We start from the raw sequence: 13,019 nt of genomic DNA, 5'->3' as shown, positions 1-13,019 counted from the left end.
AGGAGAGATGCGACGATGTCGATGGAAACCCGCTCTTTGGCGACGGCGGCCTTGGTCGCCGTGACCGGCAGCCTGGCCTTGTCCGCCTGCGCCACGCCGCGATCCGACACCTACACGGCCGCCGACTTCGCCGGATTCCGCAAGATCGACGCCCATGTTCACGTCAACGTCCAGGACGACGCCTTCATGGACCAGGCGACGGCCGACAATTTCGAACTCCTGTCGATCAACGTCGACTATCCGGCCTTCCCGTCCCTCGCCGATCAGGCCCAGGTCGCGCATCATTACGCCGCCGCCGCCCCCCGGCGCTTTCACTATGCGACCACCTTTTCGATGAAGGGATTCGGGGCCCCGGATTGGGCCGCGCGCACCAACGCCCTGATCGACGCCGAGGTGCGTCGCGGGGCCGTGGCGGTGAAGGTCTGGAAGAATGTCGGCATGGTCGAACGCGACGCCGACGGTCAACTGATCTTCATCGACAATCCGGGCTTCGACCCCGTCTTCGACCATCTGGCGGCGACGGGAACGCCGCTCATCGCCCACCAGGGCGAGCCGTATAATTGCTGGCTGCCGCTGGATCAGATGACGACCCGCAACGACCGGCTCTATTTCACCGCCCATCCCGAATATCACATGTATCTGCACCCGGAGATGCCGACCTATCAGGCCCTGATGGCCCGGCGGGACGCGATGGTCGCGCGCCATCCCGACCTGTCCGTCGTCGGCGCCCATATGGCCAGTCTGGAGTGGAACGTCGACGAGGCGGCGAAATTCCTGGACGCCCATCCCAATGCGGTCATCGAGACGGCGGCCCGCATGGCTCAGATCCAGTATCAGTCGGTGCGCGACTACGCCAAGGTCCGGGCCTTCTTCATCAAGTATCAGGATCGCATCCTGTACGGCACGGACCTGACCCTGAACCCCGGCGAGGACGCCCAGGCGTTCCGACAATCAGCCCATGCGGTCTGGCGCTCGGACTGGGCCTATCTGGCGACCGACGAAAGCCAGCGGATCGAGGACATCGACGCCGACGCCAGGGGGCTGGCCCTGCCGCGCCCGGTCATCGACAAGATCTATTACGCCAATGCCCGGCGCGAATTCTTCTTGCGCCGTCGGCCGCAATAAAGGGCCGTCGTCACGCCTTGTAGAGCGCGAAGCCCAGACGCGCGGCCGCCTCGTCGATATAGGCGGGGGCCGCCGCGTCGGTGATCAGGGCGTTCAGTTCGCCGATCTCGATGATCCGGTGCAGACAGATCTTGCCGAACTTAGAGGCGTCGGTCACGGCGACGACCTCGCGCGCCGCCTCGACCATGCGGCGGTTCAGTTGGGCCTCGGGCTCGTGGTGAGTAGTCACGCCACGTTCGATGTCCAGGCCGTCGACGCCCAGGAACACCTTGTCCAGCAACAGATCGTCCAGCGCCGCGACCGTCTGCGCCCCATAGAAGGCCATGTTGCGCCGACGCAGTTCGCCGCCCAGCATGACGGTCTTTATCTTTCGCTTCTGCACCAGGACGCTCAGAATATCGAAATCGTTGGTGACGACGGTCAGATCCTCGTCGTCCGGCAGGAAGCGCGCGATCTGAAGGGTGGTCGTGCCGGAATCCAGCATGATGGATTCGCCCGCCCCAACCATGCCGGCCGCCAGACGCCCGATCCGTTCCTTGGCCTCCGTATGGCTGGCGCGCTTGGTCTCGATGGCGGGCTCGACCGGCGCATTGACCACTTCGGTGCTGATGGCGCCGCCATAGGCTCGCGTCGCCACCCCACGGCCCTCAAGATAATGCAGATCCTTGCGGATGGTCTGCATCGACACGCCGAACATCTCGGACAGAGCCGCCACCTGCACGCTGCCGCGCGACCGGATCATGGTCGTGATCTCACGCCGACGTTCAGACGTGTCGCGCGACACCGCGCGAGCCCCATCCGCCATTCACCGCTCCTTATCTTGCCATTCGTCCGACACGGTGGGAAAGATAACCTGTTTTCGTTTCACCACAAAACGAAAGGGTGCGGTGCGGTGCGGTGCGGTGCGGTGCGGTGCGGTGCGGTGCGGTGCGGTGCGGTGCGGTGCGGTGCGGTGCGGTGCGGTCGGGATGGTGCGGTCGGGATGGCGCTGTCAATATAACGCTAACTTGTCTCCACTTCAGACCACCTAAAGGCCTGATCGGAGATCGCAGTTCATGAAGTCGCTATCATTCAAGCGCCATCGCTTTCCAGCGGAGATGATCCGCCAGGCTGTATGGCTTTACTTCCGCTTCAGCCTCAGCCTCAGCCTTCGCGACGTTGAAAAGCTGATGGCCGCGCGAGGAATCGATGTAGCTACGAGACGATCCGCTGCTGGGCGATCAAGTTTGGACCCCAGATCGCACGGCGGCTGAAGAAGCTTCCCCCTCCCCCTCTCCCTCTCCCCGCTGGCACCTCGACGAGGTCGTTTGTCCGATCGGTGGGAAGCGGATGTTCCTTATGGCGCGCCGTAGATGATGAAGTCGAGGGGCTGGACGTTGTCGTCCAGCGACGGCGAGACACCGACGCGGCCTTGAAGCTGCTCCGACATTTGCTGCAAAACCAGCCCGTTGAGCCGGAAACGATCATGACGGACGGCCGCGAGGTGCTGTCAGTCTAACGCCAACTTGTCTCCGGTCGACAGCGTAGAGGCCGAGGGATGATCAGACCGATATCGTTCAAGCGTCACCGGTTTCCGCCAGCGGTGATCCTGCAGGCCGTGCGGTGGTATTTCCGGTTCACGCTGAGCCTGTGCGACGTTGAGGAGTTGATGGCGGAGTGCGGGATCGAGGTCAGCCGCGAAACGATCCGGTGCTGGGTGATCAAGGTCGGGCCCCTGATCGCCGCCAATCTGCGCCGAGGACGCCCCTCCCCTACCCGCCGATGGCATCTGGATGAGGCAGTTGTGAAGATCGGCGTTCGGCGGATTTATCTATGGCAGGCGGTCGATGACGAAGGCGAGGTTCTCGATGTTGTGGTGCAGAAACGACGAAACAAGCATGCGGCCCTGAAGCTACTGCGTCGCCTCCTGCGCAACACCGGCATTCATCCCGAAGAGATCGTCACCGATAAGCTCGCGTCGTATCGAACCGCGATGAAAGTCCTGCATCTTCAGGGGCGGCATCGGCCTGGTGGCATGAGAGATAACAATCGGGCCGAAAACTCCCACCTCATGATCCGACGACGGGAACGGAAGCAGCAGAGATTCGAATCCCAGGGTTCGGCCCAGAGATTCTTGTCCACCCTCGGCCCGATCTACAACCCGTTCAACCTCCAGCCACACCTGATTTCCCGACCGGGCCTTCGTATTCTGAGAGCCCACGCCGAAGCCGCATGGGCAGCCGCGACCCAGGCGATCTGAAAGTGGGTGAGGCGAAAAGCATTCTGCGGCAAAACCGAGTTAAGTTGTCAGTTCCAGCTAGCCGACTGAAACGGCTTCTATAGATCACATATTGCAATTCGCTCGCAATTGCATTTAAGCGCGGGACCGTCTTCAGGAGCCTCCGCATGTCCTTCGTTTCATCCGCCTTGTCGCTGCACCGGTCATCCGGCTTGCTGGCCGGTTCCGTCCTGCTGGCTGGAACGGCTTTCGCCTCGACCGCCGCCGCCCAGACGACGCGGCAGGAGGCCGAGGTCGGCCGGGTCGAGGATGTGGTGGTCACGGCGGCGCGGACGATCCTGCCGGCCAGCGCCCTGCCGATGACGGTGGATGTCATCGACCGCAAGAGCCTGTCTGAACAGGTGGCCATCAGCGGCTCGGTGATCGACGCGGTCGCGACCCTGTCGCCTTCCTTCTCGCCGACGCGGCAGAAGCTGACGGGCTCGGGCGAGAGCCTGCGCGGCCGCTCGCCGCTGTACGCCATCAACGGCATTCCGCAATCGACGCCGATCCGCGACGGCTCGCGCGACGGCTACACGATCGACCCCTTCTTCGTGGACCGGGTGGAGCTGATCTACGGCTCAAACGCCCTGCAGGGCATCGGCGCCACCGGCGGCGTGGTCAATCAGGTGACGGTGGGCGCGCCGACCCAGGACGGGCTGACGGGCCGGACGCTGGCCCAGGTCTCAAGCTCGGGCGGGCCGGAGGGCGACGGGATCGGAGCCAAGCTGGGCGGTCTGGCCGCCTATCGCCACGGCGATCTCGATGGCGTCTTCGGCGTCGCCTATGACCAGCGCGGGGCCTTCTATGACGCCAACGGCCGTCGCGTCGGCGTCGACAACACCCAGGGGGAGGTGCAGGATTCCAAGGCCCTGTCCTTCTTCGGCCGCTTCGGCTGGAACCTGACCGACACGGTGCGGCTGGACCTTCTGGCCAATCGCTTCGAGCTGAAGGGCGACGGGGACTATGTCATCGTTCCGGGCGATCGCACGATCGGCCATCCGGCCAGCAGCCGGCGCGGCCAGACCGAGGGCGAGCCCGCCGGCAACCGGGGCGAGACGGTCTCAGCCTCGCTGACCGACAGCGATCTGTGGGGCGGCGATTTCAGCGCCCAGGTCTTCTTCAACCGCACGCGCGACACCTTCGGCGGCGACCGTTCCAACACCATGCAGGACGCCCGTATCGCCCCGATCGGCACCCTGTTCGACCAGTCCTCGAACCGTTCGCGCAAGTTGGGCGCGCGGGCCAGCTATGAGCGGGCCGTGCCGGGCGTGCCGGGCCTGACCGCGACCCTGGGTCTGGACGCGATGACCGACCGGACCGAGCAACGTCTGATCGCCACCAACCGCGCCTGGGTGCCGCCGACCGAGTTTCAGAGCATCGCCCCCTTCGTCCAGGCCAACATGCGTCTGTTCGACGGCAAGGTGCGTCTGGCGGGCGGCGTGCGTCAGGAGAGCGTCGAGCTGTCGGTCGACGACTTCACCACCCTGGCCTCCTATGGCTCGCGTCGCGTGACGGGCGGAAAGCCCAGGTTCGAAGCCACCCTGGTCAATGGCGGCGTCGTCTATGAGCCGCTGGCGGGGGTGCGCGCCTACGCCAGCTACGCCGAGGGCTATACCGTGCCGGACGTCGGCCGCATCCTGCGCTCGATCAATATCGACGGGGTCAAGGTCGACGGCTTCCTCGACATCAGCCCTGTGATCTCGGACAATCAGGAGATCGGCCTGGAAGTGAAGCGCGGGCCGTTCGAGGCCAGCGCGACCTATTTCTGGTCCGCGTCGGATCTGGGGCAGTTCCTGGTCCGAAACGCCGACGGAATCTACGACGTCCAGCGGCAAGCGGTCGAGATCGAGGGGCTGGAGCTGAACGTGAGCGCCCGCACCCCGATCGAGGGGCTGACGCTCTCGACCGGCTATGCCCGTTTGCGCGGCCAGACCGACACCAATGACGACGGGCGGGTGGATCGCGATCTGGACGGGGCCAACATCTCGCCGGATCGCATCAACGCCGCGGCCGTCTACGCCAACGGCCCCCTGTCGGCGCGCCTGCAGGTCCAAGCCTATCTGGCGCGCGACTTCGAGGGCGGCGATCCGCGCAACAATTTCGAAGGCTACACCGTGGCGGACGCCTATGTGCGCTACGACTTCGCGTTCGGCGGCGTGTCGCTGGCGGTGCAGAACCTCTTCAACGCGGACTATGTGAGCTACGCCTCCGACACCAGCAATCCGACCGACAACCTCCGCTACTTCGCCGGTCGCGGCCGGTCCTTCACGCTCGGGTGGGACCGTCGTTTCTGATGCGTCTGGTTCGACTGGCGCATCGCTGGGCCGGAGGGCTGATCGGGCTTCTGTTGTTCGTCCTGGGGCTGACCGGGACGGTCCTGGTGTTCAAGGACGACTGGCTGCGGGCCGTCGTGCCCCACGCCGGCGAGGCGTGCGAGGGGGACCCGCAACGGATCGGAGCGGCGCTGGGCCGTGTGTTCTCCGCCGCCGACCGGCCCCGCTCGGTCGTTCTGGCGGACGACCGGCTGGGCGTTCACCGTCTGAACTATGAAGACAAGACGCGCGGGGCCTACGCCGCCCAGTCGGGTCAGGTCGTCGCGCGCTGGGACAGTCTGTGGGCGCGGCCCGAACTCTGGCTGTTCGACCTGCACCACTATCTGCTGATCGGCGATGTCGGAAAGACCATCGCGGGGATCGCGGGCCTGGCGGGTCTGGGGTTCGTCGTCACCGGGGTCATCCTATGGTGGCCGACGCGGCGGACCTTTGTGTTCGCCGTCGTGCCGAAAACCTGGAAGCGGGCTGGAATCGTCAAACATCACCGCGACATGGGCGTCTGGGCCGCCCGGTGCTGGCGGTGGTCATGACGACCGGCGCCATCCTGGCCTTGCCGCTCTACGACGGCCTGGCCAGGGCGTTGTCGCCAGGCAAGGACCTGAAGGCCGTCATGGCCGCGCCAAAGGTCGAGGGCGGGGCGCTGTCGCCCGATCTGGACTGGCCCGCCATAATGACGGCGGCGCAGCACCGTTTCCCCGACGCCCAGCCGCGTATCCTGTCCCTGCCGACCAAGCCGGGCGGTCTGATCAGCCTGCGCCTTCGAAGGGTGGCGGAATGGCTGCCCAACGGCCGGACCCAGGTCTGGTTCGACCCTGCCGACGGCCGCATCGTCGGCGCGCGTAACGCCCTGACCCTGCCGCTGGGCCTGCAGGTCGCCAACGCCCAGTATCCCATCCACGCGGCCAAGGTCGGGGGGCTGGCCTATCGGTTGATCGTGACTGCGGCAGGGCTGGCGCTGACGCTTTTGGGATCTCTGGCCGTCGTGACCTTCTGGGGCAACCCGAGCGGATCGCCCAAACGACGACGCAAGAGGGCCTAGGATGCTGTCAGTCTAAACGCTAACTTGTCTCCACTTCGGGCCGGCTTAGGCGGCTGATTGGAGATCGCATTTCGTGAAGCCGCTCTCGTTTAAGCGCCATCGCTTTCCAGCGGCGGTTATCCGTCAAGCTGTGTAGCTCTACTTTCGCTTCAGCCTCAGCCTTCGGGACGTTGAAGAGCTAATGGTCGCGCGCGGGATCGACGTCAGCTACGAGACGATCCGCTGCTGGACGATCAAGTTTGGGCCTCAGATCGCACGACGACTGAAAAAGCTTCGGCACGACTCGACAGCCACACCTTTCACGCCTTCGCCAAGCGCCTGATCGACCGGTTTCGACCCGTCCTGAAAGGCCGGGAGGCGCTCAACCCGGACTATTCGATCGGCACGAGCCGTGTGCAGGGCCAGTCCATCACATTTGAGGACATCGTGCCGCTGGCGCAGACGATCATTGCCTCGAGCGCGATCGCCCGAAACGCCGTGCGTCAGACCTACAGCCACGTCTTCCTGGATGAGTTTCAGGACTGCAATGCGCAGCAGTACGGATTGATCGAGGCCTGTTTCCTGGGGTCGCCGACGATCCTCACCGCCGTCGGCGACACCAAGCAAAGCATCATGGGATGGGCCGGGGCGCTGGAAGGGATTTTCGAGCGCTTCGCCGAGGACTTCGACGCCCGACCACTCAACCTGTATCAAAATTTCCGGTCGGCTCCACGTCTGCGACGGATGCAGAATGCGATGATCCGGGCCATGGACCCGCCGGCAGCCTCCGACGACGCCGAACTCCAGGGCGAGGAGGGGACAGTAACCGTCCTCCAATACGCGACGGACCTGGAGGAGGCCGTGGACCTCACGAACCGGGTGCGCGCCATGATCGCGGACGGCGGCCTTCCCGCCTCGCAGATCGCCGTCCTTGTCAGAAGCGAACAGAAGTTCTTTAGCCAGCGCCTTATGGCGGCGATGGACGACGCCGGCGTGCCCTACCGGGAGGAGGATTCGACGCAGGATCTCGCTTCCGAGCCCGTAGCGCGGTTGATCGTAGATTTTCTGCTGGTTGTCTGCGGAAGGCGCGAGACGGCGGCCCATCGCCGTCTGCTCGAACAGGTCGTGTTCAGTTACGGTTTCGACGAGGAGCATGAGTTTCAGCAGCGCTCTCGCTGGAGCCGGTTGATCACCGACACCCGGGCGCGCATCGCCTCCCGCGAGATTGATCTTTCAAGCGAACGCGATCTGAGGGACCTGACCCACGCCGTGATCGCGGCGGTCGGGCGCGACAAGGTCGTGGAGATGTCCTCGGATTATGCCCGGAGCGGTTGGCTGGATCAGCGGATCGCCGAAACCATCACAAAGGCGCATGCCCTGCTCGCCCGTCCCGGCGATCCCGCCCTGGCTCTGTCTCGCTTCTCCGGTGACGAGGCTGTTCGCATCATGTCCATTCACAAGAGCAAGGGACTCGAGTTCGAAGCCGTCATCGTTCTCGGCGTCGAGAACGAGATGTTCTGGTCGAACATCGCCAGTGAGCGCTCGACCTATTTCGTCGGCATCTCTCGAGCCCGACGACATCTCGTCCTGACCTATTGCGGCCAGCGCGCCCGGCCGCCTGACTTCACCCGGAGACGCTGGGACACGATGCGCACGCCCCATCTCGAGTTCTTGGGGTATGCAACACCGGCGGCGTGAAACAGAGCGCCGTGACGGGTCAAGCGGCAGACCCAGCCACCGTGGCGAGATCCGAAGATCTCACCACGGTAGGTCCTCGACCGTCGCGTCCCTCAGTGGAAATGGTGGAACGCCTGGGAGTTGCCCTGTTGGAGCCAAGCTCCTCAGAGTCTTTTTAGCACACGAACGGCCGCAGGCCACTGGAGTGAATCATGACGACCCTGGTCGCCTGGTGGTCGCGAGACCAGAACCGGTTCGCGGCGCTGCATGTGGCCACGGACAGCCGGATTTCCTGGGGGTCGTCCTCCAGACGCTGGGATGCGGGCCGGAAGGTCTTCGCCTCCGCGCTACTACGCCGGACATCTGGGCATACTGCGGGGACGTGGTGTTCCCAGCGCTTGTCCTGAGCCAGCTAACGAGCGCTGCGGACAAGGGAGCGCTGTTCGGCGTGGATGCCACACCTGAAGAGCGGCACGAGGTCGTCGTTGCGGGTCTCAAGAACTCCTTCCAGCGTCGCCACGATGCTCCGGACGAGAACTTCACCGTCGTCCACGCGAGCCGTGCGGGCGAGGGCAAGGAGGCCAAGCCGCTCCTGTGGCGGACCTCATTCAACAAAGCTGGAAGGATCTGGACGGACGAAGCGGTCGAGATCGGAGAGGCCGCTCCGGGGATCATCGTGACTGCGGGTTCGGGATCCAGCGCGTTGAAGGCGGAGGCCAAGCGCTGGAGCGAATCCGACATCGGCGGGACAAGCCGATCGATCTACATGGCGTTCTGCGAGGCCATCTCCAGCGGTGCCGACCCTCTGTCCGGAGGAGCGCCCCAGATGGCCTCGCTCCGCCCCAGCGGCGGCGGCCAGACAGTTGGAACCTTCCACGAGGGCCAGCCCCACCTTCATGGCCTTCCACTCGCCGCAGCGGCGGATCCTGATAGTTTCGAGTGGTTCGACGACTTGCTCCAGCGCGTCGATCCGCAGACGGGGGCCGTGAAGGGCGATGCAGCCCGACACGCAAAGCCCAGAATGTAGCCCCCCTTGATCACAGGCGTTGTCCGTCACCCTCCGACTTCGGGCGGCAGGGCCTGCAAGTCCGCCAAGATGTGCTCGCCGACATCGATGACGGTGGCGAAGTCGCAGATCATCTGGCCGTGGAACCACACGGGACGCGCCGCCTCGCCGCAGGCATGCATCATGACCGGCTGAAACACCCCCAAGCGTCGCTGCGCGGCGAGGACCTCGCCCCAGCGTGCCCAGTCCAAGTCCTCATGTCCGACCTGGGCCCCGAGCCTCCAGAACTCGGCGGTGTCTTCGTCATCAAGCGTCCTTGGCGGGATATACAGGAGGATCCGGTGCGCGAGGGCGTGCCTGTATTCTTCCAAATAGTCGAACCAGGGGTCGGCCCGCGTCAGGCAGGCTTGGGTCCGATCAGAGAGACTGGCCCGCAGATCGCCGTGGCCGGGCGTCAGCCCGATCCGGCTTCTGGGCAGGGGTCTGCCGTTCGCCGCCGTGATGTGAGCTTGGAGGCTCCAGAGCCAGGCCAGATTGTCCATCGCGCCGAAGGTGTTGATCACAAAGGCCTGGAGAAAGGCTGTGGCGTCGGCGATGGCCTGCGGACCCGGATCCTCTTCCTCCGGCGGCAGAATTTCGAAGACCCGTCGGGCCCCGTGCGCCAGATCGAAGAGCCGGCGGCTGACGCCGTGCTGCATCATCTCCCGAGGTTCCGCCCGGGGCAGAGCGAGCGCGAACAGGTCGGTGGTGAGGCGCGACTCACGCTCCATCCAATCTTCGAGCTGCTCGCTCATATGGCGCGTTTGTTCGGCTGTGTAGACCATGTTCGGCTCCGTCTTCTTGCCGGTCCGGGCCCTTGGGCCGGGTCCGTCCGGTCGCTAGCCGATTTCCTGCCAGGCGGCGGCGCTTGCGTGGAACATCAGATCAGCACGCGCTCCATGCAGGAGCCGTCGATAGGTGACGACATCGATGCGGGGCGTATTGCGCACGAACGCCCGTCGGACATCGACCTGGCGTGGCGTCTCGCGATCCGAGTCGCCGATCAGCAGAACCGCGCCGGTGGGCTGGATGAGCTTCTTGAGCCGGAGCGAGGCCCTCACGGTGTCTATGTAGTCCTGGAGGTGCTCGAGATAGCCGTTGCACTGGGCGATCGCCTTGTGCGCCGTCGTGCTGAAGCCGTCTCCGGCCGCATTGCCAAAGTCGGCGTCAAACCGCTTCAGCTCGACGATGTGCCAGAAGTAACCGAGCGACGAGGCGGTGACGATAAGGAAGTCCGGGATGAGGCCCGGATCGTCGAGCGCCGAGCGCGGTCGGATTGTCTCCTTGGGAAACGCCCAGAGACCGTGATGGCCTGAGTTCGGCGTCGCGTACTGCAGAAGGTAGGGGCAGTCGGTCAGGGCCTGCTGGATACCCTCTTCCGGGCCGGCCTCGAGCGCCGCTTCGAACGCGTCGACCTTCTCCTCCGTGAGCTGGCGGATCGCGCCGTAGCGGGCGGTGGGGAAGACGGCGGCTCGGTTTTCATGGAACCGCGCGATGTCTTCAGGGGTGGCCCTTGTCACCTTGAAAGACTGGCCCGGATTGAACCCGCCAAACTCGTCGTCGCCGGTCTTTTGACTCACTGCTCGCCTCGTTCCATCGTGAGTTGAGCAGTTTGCGGAGGCGACATGGCCGAGGGCAAGTCAAACAGCCGTTTTGTGCACAAACTCTATCTTGTTCTGCTCGACAACAGGGACGCCCCTGCGATCCGGGCAGGCCGATCACTGTGGGCGCTGCAGCGCCCCATAACCTATCACGCGGGGCCCGAGCGGCAGGACACGATCGTGGTCCCTGCGGGGTTTGTCACGGACTTCGCCTCGATCCCGCGGCTGGTCTGGTCGTTCTATCCGCCGGACGGTCCGTGGGTAAAGGCCGCGGTGGTGCACGACTTCCTCTATGACGCCCAAGGCGACGGCCTGTGGGGTCGCAAGACCGACGGCGTGAGCCGCGCCTCGCCCTACAGCCGCGAGGAAGCTGACGCCATCCTGTTGGAAGGCATGATTGATCGCCGGATCGGTTGGCTCGAGCGGACCGTCATCTGGATCGCCGTCCGGCTCGGCGGGCACGGAGGATGGCGGCGCGCCGGCGAGCTACGAGCGGAGCGCGCGACGCTAGGCAGGAAGGCGGTTCCAAGGCCGGGCGCGGCAGTCAAGGCGACGCCCGGTCACTAGGCTGGTCGATCGCTCCCTTCAGCCCACCAAGGCCTCCGCTGCAATCGGGCCTGTAAATCCCCCGCGGCTCTTCTAACGATAGAGCGTGCCGTCAACGTCGGCGCGGCCGCTGCCTGGCGAAGGACTTCTGGTCCAACGATTATAAGACCCTTTCGGCGACCGCATCCTTCACCCGGCCGCAGGAACGAGCAGCGCGTTTCGACCTGGCCGAGCCACAAGGATTGCGCGTGTATTCCACAGCCAAGGGCGCAAAGGCGTGCGCCAAGACCCTCAAGAGCCTCTTCGACAGAAGCGGGCTTCTCTACCCCCTAAACCGTTGTCAAACCGCCGTGGCGAGAGCCGGCGGATTCCGCGATTGGCACGACATGGAGGCTTCACTTGCGACCGGCGAGCGTCCGGTCGAACAGACCGCCTACCGTCGTCGTTTGCTGGCCGCCCTGCCATTCGCGTGTCATGCTCCCGTGCGCGCGGATTGGGACGGATGGACGGAGTGCGACGACGAGATCGATCCGGACATCCCCCGGCGCTGGTTCCGCGATGTCTTTCCCTACCACTTCGGCACCGGCGTGCTTCACCGGAGCAGTACGCCGCTCCTGCGGCCCGGCTCCGGCGTCGGCCAGAGACTTCGTCTGGAGATCGTCGAGACAGTCCTGAGCAGCCGGGTTCTCGGCTACCCCTCAATGGATCCCGAGACCCTGGACTTCGTCTATGACAGCGACCTTGCGACCCTGTTCGATGACCTGGTCGAGCATGCTCACTTCCCCCGTGAGTTCGAGAGATTGCAGCAGGCGGGTATCGTGTCCTGGGCCGAGACCGATTTGTCGGGAAATGGGGTTCTCCGCATCCACCCGCCGGAAGGCCTCCAGGACAAAGTGTTCGACAGCGCCATCAGTCTTGCCGAGTACGAAGCGTCGGGCGGCGAGCCGCGCGACGAGAGCTATGGCGCGCTGAGGGAAGCGCTGAACCTGATCGGAATCTCCGATGCGACCCGGATCGCCAAGGCGATCTCCGAACAGGGTCCTGCGGCCTACGTCTCACCGTCCGGTCCCGTCTCAAGCGTGTTATCCGATCTCGCCCGAGACGGGGAGATCGAGAGCTTCGCGCTGGCCGTCCAACTTTTCACAGGCATTCACCCCGACCAGGGCGCTTGGGTCAGAACCCAGGCCCCGGCGAAGATCCTCGACTACTGGTCCGGGCCGCGGGGGCTCGACCAAGCCCGGATCGCGCGTTGGACGCGGGCACAACCGGACTGGGAGGACGGACTGCGCGCGGCGCTCGACGACCCCCAGGCATTCGCTGTGACCGTAGAACGAATGGCTCAGGCCATGCCCGAAGCTCCCCGCGTCAACGGTTGAAGCGGCGACCGGCGCCGACGGGACCGCCCCCTCGGCGC

At 65.0% G+C, this 13,019-nt stretch carries 11 protein-coding genes and 1 pseudogene; 9 read left to right on the top strand and 3 right to left on the bottom strand.

Going from position 1 to position 13,019, the window contains the following annotated elements:
- The first annotated feature begins 15 nt into the window (after positions 1-15).
- Positions 16-1,125 carry an amidohydrolase family protein gene (locus QE389_RS13680; RefSeq protein WP_307368376.1) on the top strand — a complete coding sequence of 370 codons (1,110 nt, stop codon included), beginning with the start codon at positions 16-18 and terminating at the stop codon, positions 1,123-1,125.
- A 10-nt stretch (positions 1,126-1,135) separates the two neighbouring features.
- Here QE389_RS13680 and agaR read toward each other — a convergent pair whose 3' ends face one another.
- On the bottom strand, positions 1,136-1,930 hold the full coding sequence (agaR, locus tag QE389_RS13675) for a transcriptional repressor AgaR (protein ID WP_307368374.1): 795 nt from the start codon (positions 1,928-1,930) through the stop codon (positions 1,136-1,138).
- Positions 1,931-2,443: 513 nt separating this feature from the next.
- On the opposite strand from agaR, the gene QE389_RS13670 reads away from it, so the two are divergent.
- The 6 genes and pseudogenes from QE389_RS13670 to QE389_RS13635 all read left to right on the top strand — a co-directional run bounded on the left by QE389_RS13670 (position 2,444) and on the right by QE389_RS13635 (position 9,440).
- Positions 2,444-2,623, top strand: coding sequence for a DDE-type integrase/transposase/recombinase (locus tag QE389_RS13670; RefSeq protein WP_307368371.1), 180 nt, complete (start codon positions 2,444-2,446; stop codon positions 2,621-2,623).
- 42 nt (positions 2,624-2,665) lie between these two features.
- On the top strand, positions 2,666-3,364 hold the full coding sequence (locus QE389_RS13665) for an IS6 family transposase (protein WP_307369109.1): 699 nt from the start codon (positions 2,666-2,668) through the stop codon (positions 3,362-3,364).
- A 146-nt stretch (positions 3,365-3,510) separates the two neighbouring features.
- Positions 3,511-5,679, top strand: coding sequence for a TonB-dependent receptor (locus QE389_RS13660; protein WP_307368368.1), 2,169 nt, complete (start codon positions 3,511-3,513; stop codon positions 5,677-5,679).
- Positions 5,679-6,757: pseudogene (locus QE389_RS14725) on the top strand (PepSY-associated TM helix domain-containing protein). Before QE389_RS13660 ends, QE389_RS14725 begins: the two are co-directional and overlap by 1 nt.
- Positions 6,758-7,150: 393 nt before the next feature.
- A complete protein-coding gene (locus tag QE389_RS13640; RefSeq protein WP_373458323.1) occupies positions 7,151-8,434 on the top strand; it encodes a 3'-5' exonuclease in 1,284 nt (427 codons plus the stop codon).
- 427 nt (positions 8,435-8,861) lie between these two features.
- Positions 8,862-9,440 carry a hypothetical protein gene (locus QE389_RS13635; protein ID WP_307368359.1) on the top strand — a complete coding sequence of 193 codons (579 nt, stop codon included), beginning with the start codon at positions 8,862-8,864 and terminating at the stop codon, positions 9,438-9,440.
- Positions 9,441-9,466: 26 nt separating this feature from the next.
- Here the strand turns inward: QE389_RS13635 and QE389_RS13630 are convergent, their stop codons facing one another.
- Both QE389_RS13630 and QE389_RS13625 read right to left on the bottom strand, forming a co-directional pair.
- Entirely contained in the window at positions 9,467-10,243 is a 777-nt protein-coding gene (locus tag QE389_RS13630) for a hypothetical protein (RefSeq protein ID WP_307368356.1), read from the bottom strand.
- Between the two features lie 54 nt (positions 10,244-10,297).
- Positions 10,298-11,038, bottom strand: a complete 741-nt coding sequence (locus QE389_RS13625) for a hypothetical protein (RefSeq protein WP_307368353.1) — start codon at positions 11,036-11,038, stop codon at positions 10,298-10,300.
- Positions 11,039-11,083: 45 nt separating this feature from the next.
- Between QE389_RS13625 and QE389_RS13620 the strand changes: the two genes are divergently transcribed.
- The gene (locus QE389_RS13620) at positions 11,084-11,626 is read left to right on the top strand and encodes a DUF1353 domain-containing protein (RefSeq protein WP_307368350.1); all 543 of its coding nucleotides are present in this window, start codon (positions 11,084-11,086) and stop codon (positions 11,624-11,626) included.
- Between the two features lie 227 nt (positions 11,627-11,853).
- Positions 11,854-12,981, top strand: a complete 1,128-nt coding sequence (locus QE389_RS13615) for a hypothetical protein (protein WP_307368347.1) — start codon at positions 11,854-11,856, stop codon at positions 12,979-12,981.
- The last annotated feature ends 38 nt before the right edge of the window (positions 12,982-13,019 follow it).

The organism is Brevundimonas sp. SORGH_AS_0993, assembly GCF_030818545.1.
Taxonomy (GTDB): domain Bacteria; phylum Pseudomonadota; class Alphaproteobacteria; order Caulobacterales; family Caulobacteraceae; genus Brevundimonas.
This window is presented reverse-complemented; position numbering and strand designations above follow the sequence as displayed.

Coding starts and splice junctions, on each gene's coding strand:
- QE389_RS13660 (WP_307368368.1), top strand. CDS start 3,511: ATGTCCTTCGTTTCATCCGCCTTGTCGCTGCACCGGTCATCCGGCTTG.
- QE389_RS13630 (WP_307368356.1), bottom strand. CDS start 10,243: ATGGTCTACACAGCCGAACAAACGCGCCATATGAGCGAGCAGCTCGAA.
- QE389_RS13620 (WP_307368350.1), top strand. CDS start 11,084: ATGGCCGAGGGCAAGTCAAACAGCCGTTTTGTGCACAAACTCTATCTT.
- QE389_RS13680 (WP_307368376.1), top strand. CDS start 16: ATGTCGATGGAAACCCGCTCTTTGGCGACGGCGGCCTTGGTCGCCGTG.
- agaR (WP_307368374.1), bottom strand. CDS start 1,930: ATGGCGGATGGGGCTCGCGCGGTGTCGCGCGACACGTCTGAACGTCGG.